The sequence below is a fragment of the Streptomyces sp. NPDC053665 genome (assembly GCF_055585285.1).
Window position 1 is genome coordinate 151,454 of record NZ_JBVJKK010000004.1, and the last position, 25,093, is coordinate 176,546.

Below are 25,093 nucleotides of genomic sequence, written 5' to 3' on the forward strand. Positions count from 1 at the left end.
GGGAGAACGAAAGACGGTGCAGCGGCATGGGACTCAGCCCGCGATTCCCCCGGCCGCGCTCCGGCGGAGCTCCGGGCGGACCGCCGCGTTGCCCCCGCCGGTGAACGGCCGCAAGGGGGCGGGGGCGGCCCGCCGGGCGGTACGTCCGCCACGCGTCTCATCGACCAGGAGGTCGACGCTGGCCAGCAGGTCCTCGGAGGCCGCCACGCGCCGCAGCCGCTGGGCGGCGCTCCCGGCGGCCAGCGCCTCGTCCAGCAGGGTGCTCACGGTCTCCCAGTCGCCGGAGGCCTGCAGCGCCGGGCGCAGGCGGTCGCGCATCCGGCGCAGCACCGCGGCAGCCGGGGCCGCCCGCCGCGTCCGCGGGTCGACCAGGGGCCCTTCGAGGCCGGAGCGGGCCGCACGCCAGGTGGCGGCGCGCAGCCACTCGTGGTGGCCGTCGCAGACGGGGCCGCTGTCCTTCTCCAGCCGCTCGCAGGCGTCGCGCACCAGCGCCCGGAACAGCCCGGCGACCAGCACGACCGTCTCGGCCCGGGGGCAGGCGTCGCAGATGCGCAGCTCCAGCGTTCCCTGGTGGGCCGAGGGGCGTACGTCGTGGTAGAGCATCCCCGGGTCGCTGATGACGCCCGAACCGATCAGCTCGGCGACGGCGGCGTCGTACTCCTGGGCGCTGCCGTGGCAGCCGGCGGGGCCCGTGGTGGGCCAGCGCTGCCACACCATCGTGCGCCAGCTCGCGTACCCGGTGTCCGAGCCCAGCCAGAACGGCGAGCTCGCGGAGAGCGCGAGCAGCGGCGGCAGCCAGGGCGACACCAGGCACATGGCACGCACGGCGGTGTCGCGGTCGGGCACGTCGACATGGATCTGGGCGCTGCACACGAGCTGCTCGTGCACGAGCTTGCGGTACTCGTCGGCCATGTGCCGGTAGCGCGGGTCGTCGGTGACGTCCTCGGCGCCGAGCTGCGCGAGCGGGACGGTGCCGGCCGCCACGACGGCGAGGCCGAGGGAGGACGCTGCCGCGTCCAGCCGGCGTCGCGCTCCGGTGAGGTCGGCGTGGAGGGCGTCGAGGGTGTCGTGCACCTCGCTGTTGCGCTCCACCGACGATCGCTGGAGCTCGGTGGTGAACCCGGGTCTGTCCAGCCGCTCGAGCACGGCTCGTCCTCGTGGCACCAGGCGCCCGCTCTCCACGTCCACCACGTGGAACTCTTCTTCTGCCCCGATACGCAACGTCACGGTCTCTCTCCCCTTGGCGGGTCCTGCGTCGGCCGCCGGAGGACTGCGGCCCCTGTGGCCGCGGCGGAGGCCGATCCGCGCCTACCGAGTGCCCTGACCTGGCTCGTACAAGCATGCGATGTGCCACATGGGGCCCAGCAGCCTCACATGAGCGATACGGCCCCGGGCGTTACGGCGGCGCCGCCGGTCCGGCGAGCGGGTCCGGCGGGCCGGTCCCGGTCCGGTACGCCGGTCAGGCCGTGTCGCCGCGGCCGTGCCAGTCGAGGCACATCACCGTGGCGTCGTCCTGGGGGTGGCCGTCGCAGGCGTCCTTCACGGCGTTGGTGAGGACCTGCACGGCCTGCCGGGGGTGCAGGTCACGGGTGTCGCGCAGCAGGCCGCGCAGGTCGACGGCGGCCGCCTTGCGGTCCTGCATGCCGTCGGTGATCAGCAGCAGCCGGTCCCCGGGGCGCAGGTCGATCTCCTGGATCCGGTAGGGCACTGGTGAGGGCACGCCGAACGGCAGGTTCACCGACAGGCGGATCTCCTCCACGGTGCCGTCGCGCAGCCGCAGCGGCCAGGGGTGGCCCGCGTTGATCAGCTCGACGCGTTCCTCCTGGAACTCGATGCACAGCAGCTGCCCGGTGGCCATGGCGCCGCGGCCGTGGGCCCGCATCGCCCGGTGCGCATGACGGGCCTGCTCCAGCACGTTGCACCCGGCCCGGCGGGCGCCGCGCAGGGCACCGAGCAGCAGGGTCGCCAGGAGGGCGGAGTCGACGTCGTGCCCCATGGCGTCGGTCAGCGACAGGTGCAGGGTGTCGCGGTCGAGGCAGTAGTCGTAGGTGTCGCCGCCGATGTCGTCCGCGGGGACGAGGGCGCAGGCGACGGTGAACTGCGGTGCTTCGCAGGAGGACGCCGAGGGCAGCAGCTGGTGCTGGATCTCCGCGGCGAGGGTCAGCGGAGTGGTGCGCTGCCCCCACTGGTAGAGGTCGGTGAAGCGGCGGTCGGTGACGATGATGTACGCCAGTGCGTGCGCCGCCTCGGTGACGTGCCGCAGTACGGTCTCGTCGGCGTGGGGGAGCGTCATCTCCAGCACGCCGACGCAGTCGCCGCGGTTGGTGACCGGGGCGATGACGCGCGCTCTGCCCTCCGCGTCCGTCTCCTGGTGCAGCCGCTGCGTGCGCAGTACCCGGTCGTAGGGGCTGCCCCGAAGGGGGGTGCGCTCGGCGTCCGCCTCCTCGGCGCCGGCGTCCGCCGCCTTCAGGCGCACCAGCTCCTGGCCGACGAAGTCGAGGAACAGGAAGGAGGTCGACACCGCACCGAAGCGCTTCTGCAGATAGCCGGCCACCACGTCGACGGACTCCATCGGCGCTGCGTCCTCGGCTGCCGCCAGCACCTCGCCCAGATCGAATTCGACGGCCACGGCGACCCCCCTTTCCGGTCGCCACCTCTTTTATCCCGCTTCGAGGAGGGCACACCTGGGGTCCGGCTTCCGCCGTCTCCGCACGCCGCCGCCGACCGGGTCCCGGCGGCGGTGCGCCGTCGGGACCCGGTCGCGGCTCAGGACACGGCGGTGAGCCGGAACCTCTGCCCGGCCGAGCCGTCGCAGGGGCGCTGCACCAGCTGCGTGCCGGCGGTCGCCGTGCCGGTGGTGCTCAGGCACTTGCCGCTGTGCCGGGCGACGAAGCGGTACCCGCCGTCCGGTTCCCGCACCGGGCGCCACTGCTGGTTCCCGCCACCGCCGTAGGACCACAGTTGCAGGGGTGCGCCGTCGGCGGTGGAGACGCCGGTGACGTCGACGGACTGCTGCGGGTTGCCGCGGGCGGCGATCCGGCTGTAGCCGCCGTCGGTGGGCCGGAACTGCCACTGCTGGGCGGCGGTGCCGTTGCAGGTGTACTGCTGCACGGCCGTTCCGTCGGCCGTGGCCGCCGCCCGTGCGTCGACGCAGGTGCCGTGGGCGCCGTCGGCCAGGGAGTACCAGGCCGTCCCCGAGATCGGGTCGTCGGGGGCGGGCCCGTTCCCCGCCCCGCCGAGCCACTTGAGGCCGTCGATGAGGAAGCGGTTCTGGGTGGCGCTGGCGAACGTGGACGACAGTCGCGTGTTGGTGTCGTAGTTCATGGCGTTGTGGCCGAAGTTCGCGTACAGCATCCGGTACTGGGTGTTGGTCCACAGGATCGGGTAGTAGCCGCTGTACCACGACTGGTTCGGGTCGGTGCCGAGGGGGAAGCTCGACGGGTCCACCGACGCCAGGACCTTGATGTCCGGATTAGCCCGCAGGTCGTTGGACCAGCTGTACCACTCGCTGACCGACGAGGTGAACGTCGCGGGCAGGGCGGCGGTGGCCGGATGGGTCCGGTCCTCGGTGCGCAGCACCGCCGTGGTCGGTCCCCAGGTGTTGGACCGGAAGGCGCCGCTGCCGAGGAAGGAGTTGTAGAACCAGGGCCAGGAGCCGGCCTGGGTGGTGAACGCCGAGACGTGGAAGCCCAGCCAGCCGCCCCCGGCCCTGACGTACCGCTCGAAGCCGGCGCGCTGGGCCGCCGTCTGCGGCGCGTCGTCCAGGAAGAGGACGACCTGGTAGTCGTCCACGCCGCCGTCGGCCAGCAGGTTCCAGTCGGTCGTCGCCGTGTAGGCGAAGCCGTTCTCCGCCGCGGCCCGCGGGAACCACGCGTTGGCTTCCTTGACGAAGTCGATGTGCGCGGCGTCCCAGGTCCCGTTGTAGAAGGCGATGACCTTGAACGCGGGGGCCCGTACGGCGGCGGATGCGGGGGGCCCGGCGAGGGCCGGGGCGATCAGCCCCAGCACCAGCGCCGGCAGGAGCAGCAGCCGTGCCGCGAGCCGCCTCACGGGTAGCTCACCAGGTTCGCCACGTTGGTCGAGGAGTTCGACAGCCCGCCCCGGTCGTTGATGACGTGCCGGATGGTGCCGGTGCCGCCCAGCGAGACGGTCACCATGTTCCGGAAGCGCACGTCGGGTCGGTTCGGCACCTCGAAGGCGTGCTCCGCGGTGACGGCGGGGTTGACGTTGAAGTAGCAGTAGCTGCCCAGTCCGTACGCCTGGTGGCTGGTGACCGAGTCGGCGACCTTGTAGGCGGCGTAGCCCTGCGTCGAACCGTTCATCCAGGCGGCCTGGTTGGGCGGGTCGTAGGGCATCTCGTTCTGGTAGAAGTACGTCCGGCCGCCGTTGCCGTTCCAGATGGTCTGGTGCTTCTGGTAGTGCTCGACGAACAGGCCGTACATGGTCACGTCGTCGCCGTTCACGACGAGTCCGGTGTCGGCGGTGTTGGTGTTCCAGCCGATGCCCGAGCCGTGGTCGCCGCGCCAGATCCACATGTGGTCGCCGATGACGTCGTCGCTGTGGACGACGAGGCTCGTGGTGGCCTTGCCGACGGCCGCGCCGCCCACGCGGAAGTACACGTCGTGCAGCGAGGTCGGGTTCGCCCCGTGGTCGGCGGACGCCCCGGACGGCCCGATCTCCACCAGCGAGCGGGAGTTGGTGGTGCCCGCGTCGAAGAGGACCCCGGCGATCTTCACGCCGTCGACGTCGGCGACGGTCATGGCCGTGACGCCGTTGTCCGGGATGAACGTCGCGAGCCCCAGGCCGAGGACCACGGTGTTCGCGCGGGTCACGCGCAGCGTCTGGTCCAGGTGGTACACGCCCGGAGTGACCAGCAGGTTCTTGCCCTCGGCGAGGGCCGCGTTGATCTGCGCCGCGGTCGCGCCCGGCTTGACGACGAAGAACTGGTCGATGCCGAGCGAGGTGCCGGCGGCGTTCCCCCCGGCCCAGGTGGTGGCCGAGGAGTCGGCCCGCAGCGCCGGGACGAACACCTTGTAGGCGCCGGCGCCGTCCACGTACAGGAAGGGCTTCTCCCGGACGGTGGGGGTCTGGTTCACCGTCGTGTAGGGCGGGTTGGGGAAGGTGTTGCCCGGCACGCCCTGGCTGCCGACGAAGACCATGTTCCAGTTGGAGCCGGTCCAGCTGCCGAGCTGGGAGTTGCGGGTGAGCCACTGCTGCTGGCTGCCCGAGCGCACCTGGCCGTCGATCTTGCTGTCGGCCATGAAGCCGCCGCTGGACCAGCCGCCGTCGCTGAGTTCGAGGTTGCCGCGGACGTGCATGCGCCGGTAGCCGGACGCCTGGGAGACGGCCCAGCGGTCGGTGCCGCCGGTGGGGTTCACCGACAGGTTCTCGGCGCCGCGCCAGAAGTTCTGGGTGGCGTTCTGCGGCGGGAACCAGTCCGCCTCCACGTGCACCGCCCCGTTGATGGTCACGGAGTCGGGCGACTGGCCGAGGCCCAGCACCTGCGTGTAGAAGCCGACGTTGACGTCGTTGCTGTACGTGCCCGGCTTGAACATCACCGCGTACCGCTGGGACCCGAACTGGTTGGTCTCCTGCTGCCGGAAGATGGAGTCCAGCCGGCTCTGGATCGTCGAGGAGGGCATGCTCGGGTCGAAGACGACCACGTTGGGGCCGAGGTCGGCGTCTCCGGGAGCGGTGTTCACCGGGGACACCTGGAAGCGCTGCGCCGCCGTGCCGTTGCAGGTGTACTGCACCAGCTGGACGCTGTCGGCGGTGGAGGCCGCGGGAACGTCCAGGCACTTGCCGCTGTGCCGGTTGACGAAGTGGTAGGCGCCACCGCCCTCGTCGACGGCCCGCCACTGCTGGTTGCCGCCCCCACCGTACGTCCACAGGTGCACGGCCGCGTTGTCGGCGGTGGAGACGTCGCTGACGTCCACGACCTGCTGGGCGTCGTTGCGGTTGTCGATCCGCACGTAGCCGTCGCTGGTCGGGGTGAAGCTCCACTGCTGGGCGGTGCTGCTGTTGCAGGTGTACTGCTGCACGGCGGTGCCGTTGACGGTGGCCGCCGCGCGGGCGTCCAGGCACTTGCCGCTGCCGCTGTTCACCACGGTGGACCAGCCGTCGGGCAGCGCCGCCGCCGCCGCGGGAGCGGAGGGGGCCGCCTGCGCCGGGGGAGCGGCCCCGAGCAGGGAGAAGACGGTGGCGGCGGCCGCCAGGGCGGCGACCACGTGGGTGCGGGTGGCGGTGCGGGCGGACCGCGGGCGGCCGCCGGGGGCTGGTCGGAGGGCAGGAAGCATGGCTTCTCCTGTGCCGGGGGTACGGCGGGGTGGGGGACGTGAGGGACGTGGGGGAGGGGGCGGTCAGCCGTTGTACTGGGCGAGGACCCGGGTGAAGTCCCACGGCTGCTGGGAGACGCCCGAGCAGGTGTCGGCCCCGCCGCCCGTGCAGGGCCGGTCGCGGTTGACCGACCAGAAGGTCAGCCGCGCCAGGTGACGCTGCTGGGCGTAGGCGAGGATCGTGCGGAAGTCGGCGACCGTCACGGTCTCGCCGTTGTCGGTGATGCCGTTCATCGAGGAGATGCCGGTGTGCCGGTAGGCCTGGTCGTCGCTGTATCCGTAGGCGTTCTTCACGGCGGTCTTGAGGCCCTCGGCGGCACGGACGCTCAGCCGGCCCATGTCCTGCCCGGCGCCGCCGAAGTTGAACGGCATGATCGTCCAGCTGTCGACGGTGAGCCCGGAGGCCGCGGCCCTGTCGATCAGGCCGGTGTCCGGTCCGTTCTGGCCGGTGCCGAAGGTGACGTACACCTTGAGGCCCGGGTTGTTCGCCTTGACGGTCTTCAGCGCGTCCACGGTCCGCTGCTGGACGGTCGGGCTGTCGTAGGCGGCCGCCTCGATGTCGATGTCGATGGCCTTGAGCCCGTAGGCGTCGACGACCTTCTGGTAGGCGGCGGCCAGTTCGCCCGCGCTGCCGCAGGAGCTCTCCAGCTTGTTGCCGCTCCAACCGCCGAAGGACGGGATGACGTCGCCGCCGGCCGCCCGGACGGTGGTGACGGTCCGCTGGTCCACGCCCCCGGTCAGGGGCCGGCTGCCGTCCCACTGCGGGTTGCAGTAGCCGTTGCTGAGGACGAAGGCGAGCGTGAACCACTTGACGCCGGTCGCGTTCATCACGGTGGTCGGGTCGGGCGGGCTGCCCCAGCCGTTGTAGAGGTAGGGCGCCACCGCCATCGCGCCGGGGGAGGGGGCCGGGCCGCCGGAGGTGGGGGCGGTCCACTTCTGGTTGGCCGCGCCGGTGCAGGTCCAGATCTGCAGCCTCGTGCCGTTGGCGGAGCTGTTGCCGGTGGCGTCCAGGCACTTGTCGGCCTGCGGGTTGACGATGTCCCGGGCGGAGGTGACGGTCCACTGCTGGGCGGCGCTGCCGTTGCAGTCCCAGAGCTGCACCCTGGTTCCGTCGGCAGTGGCGCCGGAGGCGACGTCGAGACACTTGCCGAGGGCCCGGACGGTGCCGTCGGCGGCCACGTCCCACTGCTGGGCGGCGCTGCCGTTGCAGTCGTAGAGCTGCACGGGCGTGCCGTTGGCCGTGGCGGCGCCGGCCACGTCCACGCACTTCCCGCCGAGTCCGGTGATCCGGCCCGTGGCTGCGGCCGCGCCGCTCGCGGGGGTGCCGCCGAGGCCCACGAGGAGTGACGCCGCCGCGGTGATGCCGAGCAGGTGGCGTCCGGTGGAGCCGGCCGCGAGGTGTCTGATCATGGGGTCACGTCCGTTTCTGGCGACGAGCGCGGACTCGGGCAGGTCATGGGCATGACACGCCGCAGGTCGCGCGCACTCGCCGCGGGCCGGCCGCCGGGGCGGGGGTGGGGGGTGTGGGGGTGAGGCTCGGGAAGCGGAGGGTCGGGGGGAGGGGGCGCTTGGGGAATCCCGAGTCTTATTTCAGTTCATGATTTAAGAAGTGATGCAAGCGCGTGTCAAGGCTTTGGTACAGGCCAATCCCCGCTTCCTCGCGCCGTGTTGAGCGACGCCGGCCAGCGGTCGAGCCAGTCGCCGATCACCGGGTGGCCACCCCGGCGGCGCCGCAGCGGAGGCCCATCTTCCGTATCAGTGAAGGGAGTTGGCGGTGTGCCGTAGCGCCCGCCGGGTATCCGGAACGCCTGCGGGAGCACACACCCTCAGCACACGGGAGGAACCGTCCATGTCGCATCAGGACGCGTCGGAGCAGCACGGACTCGGCACACTCGAACCCGGCACCAGGCAGCGCGCCCAACTGCCGACCCGCATTGCCGACATCGCCTGGAGCGCGCTGGCGGTGCTGGTCGCGCTGTGGGCAGTCTGGGCCTCCTTCGGGGCGGTACGGGGGACGACCGCGTGGGGCTACTGCGCGGCCGCCTGGGTGTTGCTGGCCGTCGCCCTGACGATGCGCGTCCTCGCCGTCCGCCGCCGGGCCGGGGTGTGAGCGGGGAGCCCGCCCCGGCGAGCGAGCACCGCGGTTCCGCCGGGCAGCCGCCGTTGTCAGTGGTGGCTGCGAGGCTGGACGGCATGAACGGAGACGAGCAGCTGCTGCGGGGCCGGGTGTACGGCCATGACCACGACGACCCCGACCCGGGACCCCTGCCGCACCAGACGTACGCCGCGCTGACGGGCGGGCCGCTGGACGGGCTGCTGCTGGACATCACCGGATGGCGCCTGGAGGAGGTCGACGACGGCGCCGCCCTGCCCACCGAGCTGGGACAGTTCCCCGGCGGCCGCTCCCTGTACGACCCGCGCCCCGGTGAACCCCGCGGCAGCGGCCCCGGAGTGAGCTGCCGCTTCTACTACTCCGGGGACACGCCCTGACCCTCGCGGACCTGCGGTGACAGGGCCCGGCCGGTCTTCCGGGGCCGTGGAGGCGCAGCCGGGGCGTCCGGCCGACGGGCCCCTTACGGTCCGGTCGGCGGACGAGGCAGAATTGGGTGCGCATGTATGCGTGAAGTCGGGGTAGACGGCCTTGCGCCGACCCGAGACGGGTCGGCGCCGAGCTGGACGGATGGGGAGGGAAGCATGATGGCGACAGCCATAGCTGCAGAAACGGACACGGACAAGGTGCGTCTGCCGGAGGTCGCCGATCCGTCGAAGGTCGCGCCCAAGGACGCCCGTGAGCTGTCCCGGATGTTCTTCGACCAGCTGGCCGTACTGGAGGAGGGCACGCCCGAATACCAGTACGCGCGCAACACGCTGATCGAGATGAACATGTCCATGGTCCGCTTCGCCGCCGGCCGGTTCCGCAGCCGCGGCGCGGAGGAGATGGAGGACATCGTCCAGGTCGGCATGATCGGCCTGATCAAGGCGATCGACCGGTTCGAGCTGACGCGCGAGGTCGAGTTCACCTCCTTCGCGATCCCCTACATCGTCGGCGAGATGAAGCGGTTCTTCCGTGACACCACCTGGGCCGTGCACGTGCCCCGCCGTCTTCAGGAAGCCCGCGTCCAGCTCGCCCGCGCCACCGAGGAACTGCGCAGCCGGCTCGGCCGCACCCCCACGGTGAAGGAGCTCGCCGAGCTCATGAGCCTGTCCGAGGAGGACGTCCGGGAGGCGCAGATCGCCTCCAACGGCTACAACTCCTCCTCCCTCGACGCCGCCCTGAGCACCAGCGACGACGGCGAGGCGGTCCTGGCCGACTTCATCGGCGCCGACGACCGCGCCCTGGAGCTCGTGGAGGACTTCCACGCCCTGGCTCCCATGGTCGCCGCGCTGGACGAGCGGGACCGGCAGATCATCCACATGCGGTTCGTGGACGAGCTGACCCAGGCGCAGATCGGCGAGCGTCTCGGCGTCTCCCAGATGCACGTCTCCCGGCTGCTGTCCCGCTGCCTGGCCCGGCTGCGTGAGGGCATGCTCGCCACCGGCTGACCCAGCCCGTCCACCTCGGATTCTCCAAGCCGCCAGGCCGGCCGGACCCGCTCCGGCCGGCCTGGCGGCTTTGTGCACACCTGGTGCACAGGGGCGTCAAACGTGTTCCCCCGGGTACGCGGGACGTGTGAACGGGGAGCGAGATCTCACGGTGGCCCTGGACGGAGACATAGCCAAGGCCCGCCACTTGGCAGCCGAATTCCTGGCCCGGCACCAGGCGGAACAGGGGCTGAACATCTCCCAGCGGAGCGTGGACCTGACGCAGCTGGTGGTCAGCGAGCTGGTCACCAACGTCCGCAAGTACGCGCCCGGCCGGGCCCGCATGGACCTGCGGATCGACGACGACGCGGTCGAGGTGACCGTGTGGGACTCGGATCCGGTGCTGCCGGTGGCCAGAGCCGCCGACGCCGGACGGGTGGGCCAGCACGGCCTGGAGATCGTGAAGGCCGTCGCCCAGGACTTCGAGGCGCGCCGGGAGCCCGTCGGCAAGAGCATCACCGCACGCGTCGCCCTACTGGACGGGCCCGACGACCTCAGGCCATAGGGCACCGGCAGGCACGCGCCGGACACGCGCCGGACACGACGAAGGGCAGGGATACATCTCCCTGCCCTTCTCAACGTATAGCGCACAGGGGGGCTTGCGGCAAGGCCCCCGTCACCCCGCACAATCGTCGACCGAGGCCGCGACCTGCGTAAACGGCGCAAGAGGTCCGTGTGCCGCTGACGGAAGGCAACGGGAGATGACCGAGCAGTACCTGCTGGACCTGCACGAGATCGACGCGACGCGGGCCGCGGACGTCGGAGGCAAGGCCGCACACCTGGGGGAGCTCTCGCGCATCGAGGGCATCGGCGTGCCGGGTGGTTTCTGCGTCACCACGGGCGCCTACCGAGGCATCGTGGCGGGAGCGCCCTCCCTCGACGAGGACCTGGAACGCCTCGCGCGCACGGACGCGGACGACCCGGAGGCCGTCCGCACGCTCAGCGCACGGATCCGCCGGACCGTCGAAGCGATCGCCGTCCCCGACGACCTCGCGGCCGCGATCACCCGCGCTCTCGCCCGGCACGGGGAACAGGACGCCTACGCCGTGCGCTCCAGCGCGACCGCGGAGGACCTGCCGACCGCGTCCTTCGCGGGCCAGCAGGACACCTACCTCAACGTCGTGGGCCCCGAGGCCATCCTGCGGCACATCAGCCGGTGCTGGGCCTCGCTGTTCACCGAGCGGGCCGTGACCTACCGTCAGCGCAACGGCATCGACCACCGAACGGTCCTCATGGCCGTCGTCGTGCAACGGATGGTCGTCCCGCACGCCTCCGGGATCCTGTTCACGGCCGACCCCGTCACGGGCAACCGGAAGGTCGCCACCGTGGACGCCGGCCTCGGCCTCGGCGAGGCCCTGGTCTCCGGCCTGGTGAACCCGGACGTCTACCAGGTGCGGGACGGCGGGATCGTCGCCAGGACGATCGCCGCCAAGGAACGCGCCGTACGGGCCCTGCCGGCCGGCGGGACACGGCAGGAGGCCGTCGACCCGCGCGAGCAGAAGCAGCCGGCCCTGACCGACGCGCAGGTCCTGGAACTCGTCCGGACCGGACGCCGCATCGAAGCACACTTCGGCCGCCCCCAGGACATCGAGTGGTGCCTGTGCGACGACGGCTTCCGGATCGTGCAGAGCCGGCCGATCACCACGCTCTACCCCGTCCCGCGGGCCGCCGACCAGGACAACCACGTCTACGTCTCCGTCGGTCACCAGCAGATGATGACCGACCCCATGAAGCCGCTGGGCATCTCCCTGTGGCAGCTGACGGCCATGGCGCCCATGCACGAGGCGGGCGGCCGGCTGTTCGTCGACGCCACCAAGGCCCTCGCCACGCCCACCGGCCGCGCCGGTCTCCTCGACGTCGCCGGCCGCTCCGACCCACTCGTGCGGGACGCCCTGGAGACCGTCCTCGACCGGGGCGACTTCGTCCCGTCGCTCCCGGACCCCCAGCCCGCCGGCCGGCCCGCGGGGCAGCCGGCCGACCCGGCCCCGGCCCCCATCCCGACCGACCCGGCGCTCGTCACGGAGCTGATCGCACGCAACGAGGCGTCCCTCGCCGACCTCGAACGCGGTATTCGGGACAAGACCGGACCGGCCCTGTTCGACTTCCTCCGGGAGGCGTTCGAGGAGCACAAGCGCATCCTCCGTGACCCGCTGAGCATGCAGGCGATCATGGCGGGGATGGAGTCCACGTGGTGGCTCAACGACAAGCTGGGGGAGTGGCTCGGCGAGAAGAACGCCGCCGACTCCCTCACCCTGTCAGCCCCGGGCAACATCACCTCCGAGATGGGCCTGGACCTCCTGGACGTGGCGGACGCCGTCCGGCCGCACCCGGAGGTGGTGGCACACCTGCGCGCCGTCCAGGGCGACGACTTCCTCGACGACCTGCCGAAACTGCCGGGCGGAGCCGAGGCACGCGACGCCATCGAGGCCTACCTGGACCGGTACGGCGTGCGCTGCGCCGGCGAGATCGACATCACCCGGCCCCGCTGGCGCGAGCGCCCCGGCACCCTGGTCCCGGCCATCCTCGACAACGTCCGCAACTTCGCACCGGGTGCCGCCAAGAGGCGGTTCGAGCAGGGGCTGCACGAGGCGCGGCAGAAGGAGCAGGAGGTCCTGGCCCGCTTGCGGGAGCTGCCCGACGGGGACCGCAAGGCCGACGAGACCAAGCGGATGATCGACCGGGTCCGCACCTTCATCGGCTACCGGGAGTACCCGAAGTACGGCATCATCCGCCGCTACTTCGTCTACAAGCAGGCCCTGCTGGCCGAGGCCGGGCGTCTCGTGCGGGCGGGAGTGCTCCCCGACCCGGAGGACGTCTTCCACCTGACCTTCGACGAGTTCGGCGAGGCCGTGCGCACGCACCGGGTGGACCACGAGCTCGTCCGGCAGCGCAAGGACGCGTTCCGCTCGTACCACGCGCTCACACCGCCCCGGGTCCTCACCTCGGACGGTGAGATGGTCAACGGGGCGTACCGGCGCGACGACGTCCCCTCCGGTGCCCTGATCGGCCTGGCCGTCTCCGCCGGGACCGTCGAGGGCAGGGCACGCGTCGTCCTCGACATGGCGCAGGCCGACCTGGAGGCGGGCGACATCCTGATCACGCCCTACACGGACCCCAGTTGGTCGCCCCTGTTCGTCGGCATCGCGGGTCTGGTGACGGAGGTCGGCGGACTGATGACGCACGGCGCGGTGATCGCCCGTGAGTACGGGCTGCCGGCCGTCGTGGGGGTGGACCGGGCCACCCGGCTGATCCGCGACGGGCAGCGCGTCCGGGTGCACGGCAGCGACGGATACGTCGAGATCCTCCCCTGACCGGCCGGGGCGCGCCGGAGGCCGTGCACCGCCCTCCGGCGCCCCGGCGTCCCGGCGCTCCGGGATCCCCCGGGGGCGACCGTCAGGAGTCCCGGAAAGCGTTTCCCGTGCCGTCCCCCGGCGGCTACGTTGAGCAGCACCGGATCCCCGTGAGGAGTCGACATGGTCGGTCGCCCGAGCACGCGTTGACGCCGTGGCCGTCACCGGCCCGTCATCGTGTGCCGCCCTTGATGCCGCGGCGCAGCGAGCTGTCTCCTGCCCGAACCGCCGGGACCCGTCAACGGGTCCGGCGGCGGGCGCCGTTGCCGAGCACACAAGGGACTCCCGTGCCGTCCGACTCCTCCCGTGGGAACGACCTCCGCCGTACCCCTTCCCTCCGCCTGGTGCGTGACGCCGACTTCCGCGGGCTCTGGCTGGGGCAGACCGCCTCCCAACTCGGCGAGCACGCCACCTCGGTGGTCCTGCCGCTCCTGGCCGTCCTGACGCTCCAGGCCGACGCCGGCCGGCTGGGCGCGCTGCGCGCGGTGGGGCAGGCGCCGATCCTGCTGCTCGCGCTCCTCGCCGGGGTCTGGGTGGACCGATGGCGGACCCGCACGACGATGACGCTCGCCGACGCCGGCCGGGCCCTCGCCCTGGCCGTGGCGGCCGTGGCCTGCCTGTGCGGCCGGTTCGGGCTGCCCGGGCTGTTCGTCCTCGCCTTCACCGTCGGCGCCCTGTCCGTGTTCTTCGACGTGGCGTACCAGGCGTCCCTCGTCCGCCTGGTACGACGGGACCGGCTGCTGAGCGCCAACAGCGCGCTGGAGGGCAGTCGTTCGGCGGCCCAGATCGGTGGACCCGCCCTCGGCGGGGCGCTGGTGTCCCTGCTGCCGGCCCCGGCCGCCACGGCCTCCGGCGCGGTGCTCTTCGCGCTGTCGTTCCTGGCGATCCGGCGGATCCGAGGCACCGAAGCGCTGCCGGAGGGTCCTGCGCGACCGCCCCGGGTCCGGCAGGGCGTCGTCGAGGGGCTTCGCTTCGTCGCCCGGGACGGGCTGCTGCGCGCGGTGTGCCTGGCCTCGGCGGCCTTCCAGCTGTCCTTCGCGGCCCTGATGACGGTCTACCTGCTCTTTCTGCCGCGCGAACTGCACTTGTCGGGCACGGTGGTGGGCCTGACGCTCGCGGTGGCGGGGCCCGGCGCGCTGCTGGGCTCGGTGCTGGCGGCTCGGCTGCCCTTCCGCTTCGGGTACGGCCCGATGCTCGTGGGCGCGGCGGCAGTCGGCGACGCCGCCTTCCTCTGCGTGCCCGCGCTGCACGGCTCCTCCGCGCGGACCGTGGCCGTGCTCCTCGTGGTGGGCCTCGTCTTCGGGTGCGCGGGCCAGTTGGTCAACGTCGCCCTCATGGCGGTCCGTCAGACCGCGACCCCCGACCGGATGCAGGGGCGGGTCGCCGCGACGATCACCTTCGTCGGGATGGGACTGACACCGCTCGGCTCCCTGATCGGCGGGCTGCTCGCGGGGGAGTGGGGGCTGCGCACCAGTCTGGCTACGACGGCCGCGGGCATGATGCTGTCCCCCGCGATCATGGCGCTGTCGCCCCTGGCCCGCCTGGGCCGGGAACTGCCGTCCCTCCACCGGGAGTCGGGGTCGGCTCGGCGGTCGTGAGACGCCGGCGGTCTTCCCGGAGCCTTGGCCCGGCGAGACGGAGTCCGCAGACGAATTCGAGTCAGTGACGTTTGTGCGGCCGGATTCGGCGCACCCGTTGAGTTAACAAGTTCTTTATACGACGAAGTGGAGACGGACCATGGGCATCATTGCTTGGATCTTCATCGGGCTTCTCGCCGGCGCCATCGCCAAGGCCCTGATGCCGGGCAAGGACCCGGGCGGCATCATCATCACCATGCTCATCGGCATCGCCGGCGGGCTGCTCGGCGGCTGGCTCGGCAAGGTCATCTTCGGTGTCGACTCCATCGACGGATTCTTCAACCTCTCCACCTGGATCGCCGCGATCGTGGGCTCGCTCATCCTGCTGGCCCTCTACCGCGTGATCACCGGCAACCGTCACTCGCACCGTCACGCGTAACCCGCTTCGCCCGGCATACGCCCCCTGGGCTCTGCCCCCACTCCGAACGGCTCCCCTCCCCTCGCGGGACGGGAGCCGTCGGTGCGTCCGGGGTCGTGGACGGCGTCGCCCACCCGGTCCTGCCGAGCCCACCGAGCCCGGGTCGACCGTGTGACACGGTGCCGGGTGACGGCCCCGGTTCCCGGATCCCGACGAGGGGTCGGGGGCATGCTGGGAGCCGTCGCCGAGGACGCTCGTCGCGGACGCCGCGGCGACCGGCGGGCTGCATGGGGCACGACAGGCGAGGGGCACGGGTGACGGACGACCGGCAGGCCGACGGCCCGCCCGCGGCGGACGCGGGTGAGGTGGAGGCGGACAACGCGGATGCGGGCGTCCTGGCGGACCGCCTGAAGGAGCGCATCTACGCGACGATCACGATGATCGCCGTGGTGGTCGGTCTGTCGCTCGGCGACGTGGAGTCCCTCGGTGCTCTCGCCACGGTCCTGACGACGGCCCTGGGCCTGTGGCTGGCGGCGTTCGTCGCCGACCAGCAGGCGCACCGTACGGTCCACCGCCGCTTCGCGACCGGTCGCGAGCTGCGGCGCATGCTGTACGTCAGCAGTCCGTTGCTGTCCTGCGCCGTCGGCCCGGCGCTGCTGATCGGACTCGCGGCCCTGGAGGTCCTGCCTCTGGACACCGCGCTGTCGGCCGCGGCGGGCGTCGCCGTCGTGTCGCTGTTCCTCTGGGGCTGCCTGGGCGGGCTGCGTATGGGAGGCGGTGTGCCGACCGCGATCCTGGCCGGCGTCGTGGACGCGGCGATCGGCGTGGCCGTCGCCCTGGTGAAAGCGGCGGCCGGGCATTGACGGGGCTGCTTCCCGCAGGGGGATCCCAGGGGTGGGCGCCGCCGTGGGGCGTCAGCCGTTCTGCTCGACCAGCCGGCTGAAGGAGGACATGCACGGCGTGCAGTGCCGGTCGGCGTCGATCTGATCGGGTCGGGCCGGCTCCAGCGGCCGTCCGCACAGGGTCACCGTGCCCTGCTTGGCTTTCACGTGCCACACCATGGCCGTGCCGGGCTCGTCGGGGCCGGGGCACATCTCGTACATGCTTCCCCCATAGGACAGGCATTCGTTCCGTCCAGCTGACCGCACCGGGGGGTTCCGCGCCGTGTGAGGGCGGCCGTTCGGGTGAGGCGCTCCGGAAGTCCGGGGCGTCAAGGGTCGAGTGGATCGGTGGTCGACCAGGTCCAGGCAATCCACGACACGGTCGACGCCGCCTCCTCCTCCTCCTGCCGCGGCACCGGCGCACGGGTGAGCCGCCCCCCCCCGGGCCGCATCCAGGGTGGCTCGGTCCGCCGCTGTGCGTGCTGGTGGACCCTCGCGGACCACGGTCACCGGCCGACGCAATACAATCCGGTCGCATGCCGAAGCCTGACGAGCTGATCGTTGACATCGCCGCCCGTGTGGAGTCCGGGCAGAGCACTCGGATGTCCCTGACCGTGGTCACCGGTGGTGCCGTCATCACCGGTCGCCTGGCACCCGAAGCCGTGTGGCGCCAGCGGGTGTCCGAGGTGCTGACCGACTCCGCCCACCTCGGCGAGTTCTCCGCCGTCTTCGAGGCCCCCGACAAGAAGGACGGGCCGCCGACCCATCTGCACTTCCACGTCGCCCGGATCCTCCAGGGGACCGTGGGCATCCCCGAGACGGGCGGGATGTACCGGGTGGCCATCGAGGACGTCAGCGCCTGGACGGTGGGTGACTTCAGCTACTCGGACCAGACGACGCGCTGATCCGCCCTCGTCCGAAGAACCCCCGGCGCCCCTCGCGGCCCGGCCGGCTCCATCCGGCCGGGCCGTTCCCGTCCGCGCGGTGGTCACCCGGCACGTGGCGTGTGGCGCCGCCTGCTTCCCGACAAAGTGACGTCCCGACGCGTTGCAACGGCGCCGGGGTCCGGCCGGTACGACGCGGGTGTTCGTGTGGGAAGACGGCGGCGGCCTGCCGGCGAAGGGCCGCAATGGTTGAAGCCTCCGCCCAGCGGTGCGCCGCGTGAACTGCGCCCCCACGCGGGGCATCTCCCCGCACCCCTGCAAGACGCCGCCTGTCCGAAACGGACGCCCGCTTTTGCGTACGGGGCCGAGGCAGGACAAGTTCAGTTCTCGAACACACCGTCAGCGGAACCGCGGTGGTTGTCGACACTCCTCGAACCGACCTCCCTACGAACGTGAGGATGATCCATGATCAAGCGGGTCATACGGGCCGGCGTCGCTCTCTTCGCCGTCACCTTGTCGAGCTCCGTCCTCTCGGCCCCGGCCGCCCAGGCAACCTCACTCACCCCCGCCCCGGCGTGTGTCGCCGTGTACGAGAGCTGGCGGTATCTCAGCGCCTCCAACAACTGCGGTGACACCGTGCGTGTGAAAGCCGTCTACCAGGACGGCGCCACGGGCCCGTGCCACACGCTCGCCCCGGGAGCCGTGAGCACGGTCGGTGAGGGCTATCTGGGTCAGCACGGCCACGTCGATCACCTCGCCCTCTGCGAGGACGTCTGAGGTGCCGGCTCAGCATGGGCTGCGCCACACTCCGAGTTCCGGCTTCTTCACCATGGACGACAGCCCCAGCCTGCGGGACTCGGCGCAGAACTTTCTCCGCGGCTCGGTGTACTCCACGTGGAACACCGCCTTGCCCGCCTCGACGAACGGGGAGAGCGCGGAGCACTCCTCGTACTGGGCGCACTCCTCGTTGACGGCGAAGTCGAAGTGGTCCACGAGCTGGGGGATCTGGGGCAGGTCGTTCTTCAGCCCCACCGACAGCCCCCGCTCGTGGGCGACGGCCGCGATCATGCGGTTGTACGTCAGCTGATCGCGGGCGGTGAGCGGGAAGCCGGTGTCGTTGCCGTAGCCCTCGACCAGGTCGGGCTCCACCGCGTCGAAGCCCTTGTCGCGGCACATGTCGAAACGGCGCTCCATGATCGGCCGCAGTACGTCCACCTGCCGGATGTCCAGCCACCGTTCGCCCTTCCAGCCGTTGGGCCGGCCGAGCACGGAACGCGGGAACGCCGTGTGGTCCGGCCGGAAGTCCTCCCACGCGCCGACGTTGACGTAGCAGATGACCTTCCGGCCCGCGCGATGCAGCCGGGCCACGTCCGCGGCGGAGTTCTCGAAGCCGTCGATGTCGTACACGGGCACGTCGGCCGACGGGTCCGCCCGGCCGTCGAGTTGCCACTGCCAGGCCAGGCCCGGGCGCGGCTTCCAGCGGGGCCCGGCCGGCGCCGTCTGCGGCGCGGTCGTCGCCGTGCCGTGCGCGTCGGGGGTCCGTCCCTCGCCGCCGGAGCATCCCGTCAGCGCGGCGGCCGCCGCCAGCACGGCCAGCAGGGCGGCACGGGACCGGGCGCCCGTCACTGTTCCGCCCCACGGAGAGCCGGTGTCAACCGGGCCCAAGGATTGGGTGGTTCACCCGTCACCGGGCCGCACACCGCCGCTCCGCGCTCGTGCGCGGTGCGCACGGCGAGCGGGACCAGCGCGTCGGGCACCCCGTAGACGAGGTGGCACAGCCGCTCGGGTGGCCGGCGTGCGGCCCAGGCCGGGCGGCTGAACGCGGAGACGTACGTCGACCAGTGGCCCTCGAAGGTGACCGTCAGGTCGGCGAGGCGGGTGTAGCCCGGCTCCGGGTGGACGCCGGGGTTGAGGACCACCGTCGCCGAACCCGCCCTGCGCAGGGTCCGCACGAGCCGGCGGCAGGCCGCGAGCCCGTCGGCCGTCGCGGTGACACGGTCGAGGAAGCAGCCGTCCGTCGCGTACCACTCCTGGTGGCGGCGCACGTCCTCGACCACGTCCCCGGGATCGCGCACACCGTAGTCGGTGTCGACGTAGCCCAGCAGCCGCGCCCCCGCGTCCCGCAGGGCGGCGGCGGCCGCGGTGAAGGCCGGGTCGGGGGCCTCGCCCGGGCCGCTGGCCGGGTTCAGGACGACCCCGTAGGTGCGGGGCGCGGCACTGATCAGCCGGTGCCACGCGCCCGGGTCCTCGGCCGGGTGGACGTACAGGGGGATCAGCAGGCTCACGGTGTGCGGCCCCCTTCCCACAGCGCGGTCAGGGCCTCGCCGAGGGTGTGGGCCGGGCGCCAGCCCAGGGCCTCCTCGGCGGCGGCGATGTCGGAGCACTGCCACGACACCCGGGCGGAGCGGGCCGAGCCCGCGGTGCTCGCGGTCGTCTCCTCGATCCGGCCGCGGAACCCGGCCAGGGCGGCCAGGTCCCGTACCAGGTCGCGGACGGGGACGGCCCGGCCCCCGCCGACGTTCAGGACCGGCGGCAGGGGGGCCGGGGCCGTGGCCGCGAGGACCGCGGCCCGGGCCACGTCGCGCACGTCGACGAAGTCCCGGTGGGCGGACAGGTCGCCCAGCCGCAGCACCGCCTCCGGGTCGTCGCCGGCCTCGCGCAGCAGAGCGGCGATCCGGCCGGGCAGGCCGGTGGGCGGCGCTCCCGGACCCACCGGGTTGCCCACGCGCAGCACCACCGCGTCCAGGCCGGATCCGGTCACGGCGAAGGTGCCCGCGAGCTTGGTCGCGCCGTAGGAGCCGACGGGACGGGTGGCCGCCGACTCCGTGTCCCTGCCGCCGGGCGCTCCCGGGCCGTACTCGGCAGCCGAGCCCAGGTGCACCAGACGGGCCGCGGGGGCCGCCTCGCGCAGGGCGGCGCACAGCACCGCGGGGCCGCGGGCGTTGACCTCGGCCAGGGTGACGGCGTCGCCGCCGGTCGCGCCCGCGCAGTTGACCACGGCGTCGGGCGCGGCCCGGGCGAGGGTCTTCGCCAGCTGCTCCGGGCCGACGCGGGCCAGGTCCACGTCGACGTCGGCGGCCGGCGACCGGCCGCCGCCGAGGACCAGCGCGCCCGGCAGCGCGCGCAGCCGCTCGGCGACGTGGGCGCCCAGGTAGCCGGTGGAACCCAGGACGAGGATGCGCATAAGGTGCTCAGGCTCCCTTGAGCAGAAGGGACTTGCGGGTGGTGAACTCGGCGTTGGCCTGGTCGTAGTCGTCCGGGCGGCCGATGTCCAGCCAGTAGCCGTCGAACTCGTAGGCGTGCGGCTGGTTGTCCGACTTCAGCAGGTCGAGGACCAACTCGTCGAATCCGAGGGGCAGTCCGGGCGTGTAACCGTCCAGCGTGGCGCGGGAGAGGCCGTAGACGCCCATGGAGACGCGGTAGTCCATGCTCGGCTTCTCGGTGAACGCCACGACCCTGCTGGCGTCGGTGGTGAGCACCCCGAAGTCGATGTGCACCTTGCGGGCGTAGGTGGCGATGGTCAGCGGCGCGCCGGAGCCGCGGTGCCGGTGCAGGACGTCGGCGTAGTCGAGGTCGGTCAGGACGTCGCCGTTCATCACCAGGAACGTCTCGGGCAGCCGGTCGCGCAGGGTGAGCAGCGGGCCCATGGTGCCCAGCGGGCTCTCCTCGGTGGCGTAGTCGACGGCCAGGCCCCACTGCGAACCGTCGCCCACGTAGGCGCGGATGATCTCGCCGAGGTGGCCGATCGCGATGGTGCAGCTGGTGAAGCCGGCGGCGGAGAGCTGGCGCAGCACGATCTCCAGGATGGCGTGCTGGTCGCCGATGGGGACGAGCGGCTTGGGCAGCGCCGTGGTGTAGGGCCGCAGCCGGACGCCCTTGCCTCCCGCCAGGATCACTGCGTGCATCGTGGGCTCCTCCTTCGTGAACGCTTCGGGGACGTGGGTGACGCATGACGTACGTGACCTGCATGACCTGCATGACGCGCATGACCCGCATGCGATGCAGGAGATGCGAGGACGGGACGGACGAGGTCCTCGGGGGTCAGATGTTGTAGATGCCGGTCTTGTAGCGGGCGAGGTTGGCGGGGTCGCGGAAGAACGCCACCGTGCGGTCCAGGCCCTCCTCCAGGGTGTGGGCCGGCTGCCAGCCGGTCGCGGCGGCGAGCCGGCTCGCGTCGGCGACCAGGCGCATCACCTCCGAGTTGGCCGGGCGGATGCGGCTCTCGTCCTCGCGCACGTCGAGCGGGGTGTCCATCACCTTGCCGATCAGGGCGACGAGGTCGCCGACCGAGATCTCGCCGCCCGTACCGGCGTTGAAGGTGCGCCCCACGACCTTCCCGGCCGGTGCGGTGCCGACGGCGAGGAACGCCTGGGCGGTGTCCTCGACGAAGGTGAAGTCCCGGGTGGGGCGCAGGTCCCCGAGGGTGATGGTGCGCTCGCCGGCGGCGACCTGGCCGATGACGGTGGGGATGACCGCCCGCATCGACTGGCGCGGCCCGAAGGTGTTGAAGGGCCGCAGTGTGACGACGGGGGTGTCGAAGCTGGCGTGGTAGCTGTCGGCGAGCCGGTCCCCGCCCGCCTTCGAAGCGGCGTACGGAGACTGGGTGTTGATGGGGTGGTCCTCGGTGATCGGCACGGTCTGCGCGGTGCCGTACGTCTCGCTGGTGGAGGTGTGCACCAGCCGGGGCGTGCCCAGGGCGCGCACGGCCTCCAGCACGTTGAGGGTGCCGGTGACGTTGGTGTCCACGTAGCTGTGCGGCGCCTGGTACGAGTAGGGGATCGCGATGAGGGCGGCCAGATGGTAGGCGGTGTCGGCGCCTTCGAGGAGGCCGCGGACGGACCCGGGGTCCCGTACGTCGCCGAGGACGATCTCCACGTGGTCCAGGACGTCCGGGTGCAGGGTCTCCAGCCAGCCGTAGGAGGAGAAGGAGTTGTACTGGGCCATGGCCCTCACGCGGTGGCCGGAGGCGACCAGGGCCTCGGTGAGGTGCGAGCCGATGAAGCCCTCGGCTCCGGTGACGGCGGCGAGCGGTGCGGAGGTCAACTGGATGGTCCCTTCGATCGGTCGGGAGGTGAGCGGAGGAGGAGCCGGATCAGATGTGCGGGGAGGGCCGGCCGAGCAGCCGCAGCGCGCACGCTGTCAGGCACACGGCGGCGGCCCCGCACGCGAGCGGAAGCGCCGGGCCGATGCCCGGTGGCAGACGCAGGAGCACCACGGCCGCCGGCCCTGCGGCCGCCGCGAGACAGATCGCGGCCGACGGCCAGGCCGCCCCGAAGGCCTGCAGCAGCAGTGCGGTCCACAGCACGGCCGCCAGGAGCAGCAGGGTGACCGGATCGGCGCCCGTGAGCAGGGCCGCGGGCAGCAGCGGGGCGAGGTACACGAGCAGGCAGAGGCCGAGGACGCCGGCCGAGCGCAGCAGGAAGCCGGCGGGTGTGGCGGTGGCGCGCAGCGCGGCGACCGACAGCCCGCGGTAGCGGTACAGCAGCCATTCCGCGGGCCCCATGCTCAGCGTCAGGACGATCACCGCGTACGGCTCCTCCCGCCCCTCCAGCAGCACCAGCACCCCGGCGGCCAGTCCGAACAGGCCGTACGGCAGCGACCACCGCAGGCGTGGGCTGCCCGCCCCGGCGACGGCCGGGACGGCGAGGACGCCGTGCAGGACCCGTGCGGTGACGGCGAGCGTGGCGAGCAGCGCCAGCGCCGGCAGGCCGGTGCGGACCACGGGGCCGGGATCCCACCAGGGCAGCACGGCGGCACCCGCGGGCAGCGGGCCGAGCGCGGCCAGCAGCAGCCGTTCCCTGCCGAGCACGAGAAGCACACCGGCGGCGGCCAGATAGGCGGACTGCGCGGCGGCCACCAGCGTCACCCACCCGCCCTCGGCGAGCAGCGCGGCGACCGCCGTGGCCACGACCGCGCCGGCCGGGGCGCCGGCCAGGAGAGTACGACCCGCCTCCCGGCGCCCGGTCGCCAACCGCAGGTGCGCGCGGTGACCGAGGGCCTGCCCCCCCGCCCAGGACACCAGCCCGGCGACGACGAGTGGGGGAACGTTTCCGCCGGCGTCCCACAGCGGAGCGGTCAGCAGGTAGGCGAGCCCCGGCAGGGCGAACAGCACACCGCGCAGCAGGCAGCGCACGGTGTCGGGGCGCCACGGGTCGGCCGCGGCAGCGGGCTCGGGGAAGGTGCGCGGCACCCGTTCGTACAGCGCGGAGGCCAGGGAGAACAGGTTCGCGTGACCGTAGCGCTCGTTGATCACGGAGGCGGACAGCCCCTCCGCCTCCAGGAGCGCGGCCACCTCGTAAGGGTGCACGGCAGGCCCTATGCGGTCCGCGAGTTCGGCGGCCAGTTCACTGACCGCCCGCTCGTCGGGGCCGCTGCGCGGGAGCCGGATGGCGAGTGTGGCGTCGTCGAGGGCCCAGCGCGGGCGGCGGCGCGGCGGGCGGGGGCCGGCCAGCCGGATGGCCAGGGTGTCCTGCTCGGAGCCCCCGGGTTCCAGGGATATCGGCCCGCTCACAGGGCGAGACTTCCGGTGCCGTGGACGGCCGGTGCGGGGATCCTGACGGCGGTGGGCATGGCCGTCGACTCCTGTTCGGGGTGGGCGAGTTCCAGGTACACGGAGCGAAACGTGTCAATGGTCTGGCGGAGGGTGAACTGTTCGATGACCCGCAGCCGGGCCGCCTCGCCCATGGCCCGGCGCCGGCCGGCGTCGCCGAGCAGTTCCAGCGCGGCCGCGGCCATCGCCTGCGGATCGCGCGGGGGGACGACGAGCCCGGTCTCCCCGACGGCCTCGCGCACGCCGCCCACATCGGTCGATACGGTCGCCCGGCCGCAGGACATGGCTTCGATCAGCGTGAACGGGAAGCCCTCGCTGATGCTGGAGAGCATGACCACGTTCCCCGCCGCGTAGGCGTCCTTGATGTCCTCGACGCGCCCCTCGAAGGTGACGGCGTCCGCGTGCCCGAGTTCGGCGGCCAGCGCCTCGCAGCGTTCCCGGTAGGCCTCCCCACCGCGCGGGGTTCCGCCGAACAGGCGCAGCCGCGCCTGGGGAAGGCGCGCCCGGACGAGGGCGAAGGCGCGGATCAGGGTCTCCAGGTCCTTGATGGGGTCGACGCGGCCCGCCCAGCTGAGCGTGGGGACCTCGGGCTCCGGGCCGGCCGCCGGGAAGGCCGCCGGGTCGACGCCGTTGTAGACGGTGCGGATCGACCCCGGGTCGGCGCCGCCCTCCTCCTCCCACAGCCGGTTGTAGCGGTTGCCCGGGGTGATCAGGGCGGCCCGCAGATAGCTCTCCCGCGCCAGCAGCCGGAAGAACCCCAGGATCACGGCCTTCACCGGCCACCGGTAGGGCGCGGTGCGGTAGCCGAGGTAGCGCTCGCGCAGATAGACGCCGTGCTCGGTCAGGAGCAGGGGCACACCGTGGTCCGCCAGGGCGGCCAGTCCGGGCAGCACGGCGACCCCGCCGCTGACCGCGTGCGCCACCCCGCTCTCGGGTGCCGGGGCGGCCAGCGGGCGCAGGGCGTGCTCCAGCAGCGCGGTCGCGGTGAGCGCGTCGTGCAGGGTCGGCCGGGCCTCGCGGACGGCGAGGCCGGGGCGGTTCCACAGGGCGGTGAGGATCGTGACGGCCCGGTCACCGCGCAGGAAGGCGCTCAGCGTGCCGTCCGACGCGGTCCGCGCCAGCGCGTACAGGGCGGGTGCGAACCCGTCCTCGGCGCCCGGGTCCAGCAGCGCGGTCACGAACTGCTCGTAGGCGGCGGCGAGTCGGCCGCGCGCCCGGCCCCGGGGCGGCCGTCCTTCGGGCGGGGCGCCCCACATGGGGACGGACAGCACGCCCGACACGTGCGCGGGCAGGTCCCACACGACCGGCTCCCGTCCGGTGCCGGTGACGGCGATGACGTCGAAGTCGAGGTCGGGCATGCCCTGGACGAGCTGGTCGCACCAGACGCTGACACCGCCGTGGCTGTGCGGGTAGGTGCCTTCGGTGAGCAGGGTGACGCGCGTCGCTCGGGTGGGTCGCGCGCCCTGGGGAAAGGGCATCGATGTGCTCCACGGCTGAGGTGTGGGGTGGTTCGGGC

23 protein-coding genes are annotated in these 25,093 nt (G+C 72.7%); 10 read left to right on the top strand and 13 right to left on the bottom strand.

What is annotated here, in order from left to right; all coding sequences use genetic code 11:
- Positions 1-33: 33 nt before the first annotated feature.
- From ACZ6ZN_RS17880 to ACZ6ZN_RS17900, 5 genes are all read right to left on the bottom strand, one after another.
- Positions 34-1,227: a carboxylate-amine ligase gene (locus ACZ6ZN_RS17880; RefSeq protein WP_469647229.1), complete on the bottom strand. Its 1,194-nt coding sequence runs from the start codon at positions 1,225-1,227 to the stop codon at positions 34-36.
- A gap of 232 nt (positions 1,228-1,459) precedes the next feature.
- Positions 1,460-2,572: a PP2C family protein-serine/threonine phosphatase gene (locus tag ACZ6ZN_RS17885; RefSeq protein WP_451880012.1), complete on the bottom strand. Its 1,113-nt coding sequence runs from the start codon at positions 2,570-2,572 to the stop codon at positions 1,460-1,462.
- A gap of 194 nt (positions 2,573-2,766) precedes the next feature.
- Positions 2,767-4,050 (bottom strand): ThuA domain-containing protein, encoded by a 1,284-nt coding sequence (locus tag ACZ6ZN_RS17890; protein ID WP_469647230.1) that lies wholly within the window; start codon positions 4,048-4,050, stop codon positions 2,767-2,769.
- Positions 4,047-6,296 (bottom strand): RICIN domain-containing protein, encoded by a 2,250-nt coding sequence (locus tag ACZ6ZN_RS17895; protein WP_469647232.1) that lies wholly within the window; start codon positions 6,294-6,296, stop codon positions 4,047-4,049. Before ACZ6ZN_RS17895 ends, ACZ6ZN_RS17890 begins: the two co-directional genes overlap by 4 nt.
- Positions 6,297-6,359: 63 nt before the next feature.
- A complete protein-coding gene (locus tag ACZ6ZN_RS17900; RefSeq protein WP_469647235.1) occupies positions 6,360-7,745 on the bottom strand; it encodes a ricin-type beta-trefoil lectin domain protein in 1,386 nt (461 codons plus the stop codon).
- Positions 7,746-8,184: 439 nt separating this feature from the next.
- Between ACZ6ZN_RS17900 and ACZ6ZN_RS17905 the strand changes: the two genes are divergently transcribed.
- The 8 genes from ACZ6ZN_RS17905 (at position 8,185) to ACZ6ZN_RS17940 (ending at position 16,125) form a co-directional block, all read left to right on the top strand.
- Entirely contained in the window at positions 8,185-8,445 is a 261-nt protein-coding gene (locus tag ACZ6ZN_RS17905; protein WP_469647237.1) for a hypothetical protein, read from the top strand.
- A gap of 83 nt (positions 8,446-8,528) precedes the next feature.
- Positions 8,529-8,825 carry a hypothetical protein gene (locus ACZ6ZN_RS17910; RefSeq protein ID WP_469647239.1) on the top strand — a complete coding sequence of 99 codons (297 nt, stop codon included), beginning with the start codon at positions 8,529-8,531 and terminating at the stop codon, positions 8,823-8,825.
- A gap of 207 nt (positions 8,826-9,032) precedes the next feature.
- Positions 9,033-9,878 carry an RNA polymerase sigma factor SigF gene (locus tag ACZ6ZN_RS17915; RefSeq protein WP_333930574.1) on the top strand — a complete coding sequence of 282 codons (846 nt, stop codon included), beginning with the start codon at positions 9,033-9,035 and terminating at the stop codon, positions 9,876-9,878.
- A gap of 127 nt (positions 9,879-10,005) precedes the next feature.
- The gene (locus tag ACZ6ZN_RS17920; RefSeq protein ID WP_451880010.1) at positions 10,006-10,422 is read left to right on the top strand and encodes an ATP-binding protein; all 417 of its coding nucleotides are present in this window, start codon (positions 10,006-10,008) and stop codon (positions 10,420-10,422) included.
- A gap of 196 nt (positions 10,423-10,618) precedes the next feature.
- Positions 10,619-13,228: a rifamycin-inactivating phosphotransferase gene (gene rph, locus ACZ6ZN_RS17925; RefSeq protein ID WP_469647242.1), complete on the top strand. Its 2,610-nt coding sequence runs from the start codon at positions 10,619-10,621 to the stop codon at positions 13,226-13,228.
- Positions 13,229-13,611: 383 nt separating this feature from the next.
- The gene (locus ACZ6ZN_RS17930) at positions 13,612-14,865 is read left to right on the top strand and encodes an MFS transporter (protein WP_469647244.1); all 1,254 of its coding nucleotides are present in this window, start codon (positions 13,612-13,614) and stop codon (positions 14,863-14,865) included.
- Between the two features lie 139 nt (positions 14,866-15,004).
- Positions 15,005-15,283, top strand: coding sequence for a GlsB/YeaQ/YmgE family stress response membrane protein (locus ACZ6ZN_RS17935; protein WP_398108078.1), 279 nt, complete (start codon positions 15,005-15,007; stop codon positions 15,281-15,283).
- Positions 15,284-15,576: 293 nt separating this feature from the next.
- Positions 15,577-16,125, top strand: coding sequence for a hypothetical protein (locus ACZ6ZN_RS17940; RefSeq protein WP_469647247.1), 549 nt, complete (start codon positions 15,577-15,579; stop codon positions 16,123-16,125).
- 51 nt (positions 16,126-16,176) lie between these two features.
- Here ACZ6ZN_RS17940 and ACZ6ZN_RS17945 read toward each other — a convergent pair whose 3' ends face one another.
- The gene (locus ACZ6ZN_RS17945; protein ID WP_398108076.1) at positions 16,177-16,365 is read right to left on the bottom strand and encodes a hypothetical protein; all 189 of its coding nucleotides are present in this window, start codon (positions 16,363-16,365) and stop codon (positions 16,177-16,179) included.
- A gap of 314 nt (positions 16,366-16,679) precedes the next feature.
- Between ACZ6ZN_RS17945 and ACZ6ZN_RS17950 the strand changes: the two genes are divergently transcribed.
- A complete protein-coding gene (locus ACZ6ZN_RS17950) occupies positions 16,680-17,048 on the top strand; it encodes a hypothetical protein (RefSeq protein WP_451880328.1) in 369 nt (122 codons plus the stop codon).
- Positions 17,049-17,492: 444 nt separating this feature from the next.
- A complete protein-coding gene (locus ACZ6ZN_RS17955; RefSeq protein WP_451880327.1) occupies positions 17,493-17,804 on the top strand; it encodes an alpha-amylase in 312 nt (103 codons plus the stop codon).
- A 9-nt stretch (positions 17,805-17,813) separates the two neighbouring features.
- Here the strand turns inward: ACZ6ZN_RS17955 and ACZ6ZN_RS17960 are convergent, their stop codons facing one another.
- The 7 genes from ACZ6ZN_RS17960 to pelF all read right to left on the bottom strand — a co-directional run bounded on the left by ACZ6ZN_RS17960 (position 17,814) and on the right by pelF (position 25,055).
- Positions 17,814-18,653 carry an endo alpha-1,4 polygalactosaminidase gene (locus tag ACZ6ZN_RS17960; RefSeq protein ID WP_469647251.1) on the bottom strand — a complete coding sequence of 280 codons (840 nt, stop codon included), beginning with the start codon at positions 18,651-18,653 and terminating at the stop codon, positions 17,814-17,816.
- Entirely contained in the window at positions 18,650-19,312 is a 663-nt protein-coding gene (locus ACZ6ZN_RS17965) for a spherulation-specific family 4 protein (protein WP_469647253.1), read from the bottom strand. Before ACZ6ZN_RS17965 ends, ACZ6ZN_RS17960 begins: the two co-directional genes overlap by 4 nt.
- A complete protein-coding gene (locus ACZ6ZN_RS17970; RefSeq protein ID WP_469647256.1) occupies positions 19,309-20,211 on the bottom strand; it encodes an NAD-dependent epimerase/dehydratase family protein in 903 nt (300 codons plus the stop codon). Before ACZ6ZN_RS17970 ends, ACZ6ZN_RS17965 begins: the two co-directional genes overlap by 4 nt.
- 7 nt (positions 20,212-20,218) lie before the next feature.
- On the bottom strand, positions 20,219-20,932 hold the full coding sequence (locus ACZ6ZN_RS17975) for a nucleotidyltransferase family protein (protein WP_398108070.1): 714 nt from the start codon (positions 20,930-20,932) through the stop codon (positions 20,219-20,221).
- Positions 20,933-21,068: 136 nt separating this feature from the next.
- Complete coding sequence (locus ACZ6ZN_RS17980) at positions 21,069-22,070, bottom strand: GDP-mannose 4,6-dehydratase (protein ID WP_451879935.1); 1,002 nt, start codon at positions 22,068-22,070, stop codon at positions 21,069-21,071.
- Positions 22,071-22,119: 49 nt separating this feature from the next.
- Complete coding sequence (locus ACZ6ZN_RS17985) at positions 22,120-23,538, bottom strand: hypothetical protein (protein WP_469647260.1); 1,419 nt, start codon at positions 23,536-23,538, stop codon at positions 22,120-22,122.
- Complete coding sequence (gene pelF, locus ACZ6ZN_RS17990; protein ID WP_469647263.1) at positions 23,535-25,055, bottom strand: GT4 family glycosyltransferase PelF; 1,521 nt, start codon at positions 25,053-25,055, stop codon at positions 23,535-23,537. Before pelF ends, ACZ6ZN_RS17985 begins: the two co-directional genes overlap by 4 nt.
- Between the last annotated feature and the right edge of the window lie 38 nt (positions 25,056-25,093).

Coding starts and splice junctions, on each gene's coding strand:
- ACZ6ZN_RS17885 (WP_451880012.1), bottom strand. CDS start 2,572: ATGGAGTCCGTCGACGTGGTGGCCGGCTATCTGCAGAAGCGCTTCGGT.
- ACZ6ZN_RS17895 (WP_469647232.1), bottom strand. CDS start 6,296: ATGCTTCCTGCCCTCCGACCAGCCCCCGGCGGCCGCCCGCGGTCCGCC.
- ACZ6ZN_RS17900 (WP_469647235.1), bottom strand. CDS start 7,745: ATGATCAGACACCTCGCGGCCGGCTCCACCGGACGCCACCTGCTCGGC.
- ACZ6ZN_RS17905 (WP_469647237.1), top strand. CDS start 8,185: ATGTCGCATCAGGACGCGTCGGAGCAGCACGGACTCGGCACACTCGAA.
- ACZ6ZN_RS17910 (WP_469647239.1), top strand. CDS start 8,529: ATGAACGGAGACGAGCAGCTGCTGCGGGGCCGGGTGTACGGCCATGAC.
- ACZ6ZN_RS17915 (WP_333930574.1), top strand. CDS start 9,033: ATGGCGACAGCCATAGCTGCAGAAACGGACACGGACAAGGTGCGTCTG.
- rph (WP_469647242.1), top strand. CDS start 10,619: ATGACCGAGCAGTACCTGCTGGACCTGCACGAGATCGACGCGACGCGG.
- ACZ6ZN_RS17935 (WP_398108078.1), top strand. CDS start 15,005: ATGGGCATCATTGCTTGGATCTTCATCGGGCTTCTCGCCGGCGCCATC.
- ACZ6ZN_RS17945 (WP_398108076.1), bottom strand. CDS start 16,365: ATGTACGAGATGTGCCCCGGCCCCGACGAGCCCGGCACGGCCATGGTG.
- ACZ6ZN_RS17950 (WP_451880328.1), top strand. CDS start 16,680: ATGCCGAAGCCTGACGAGCTGATCGTTGACATCGCCGCCCGTGTGGAG.
- ACZ6ZN_RS17955 (WP_451880327.1), top strand. CDS start 17,493: ATGATCAAGCGGGTCATACGGGCCGGCGTCGCTCTCTTCGCCGTCACC.
- ACZ6ZN_RS17970 (WP_469647256.1), bottom strand. CDS start 20,211: ATGCGCATCCTCGTCCTGGGTTCCACCGGCTACCTGGGCGCCCACGTC.
- ACZ6ZN_RS17975 (WP_398108070.1), bottom strand. CDS start 20,932: ATGCACGCAGTGATCCTGGCGGGAGGCAAGGGCGTCCGGCTGCGGCCC.
- pelF (WP_469647263.1), bottom strand. CDS start 25,055: ATGCCCTTTCCCCAGGGCGCGCGACCCACCCGAGCGACGCGCGTCACC.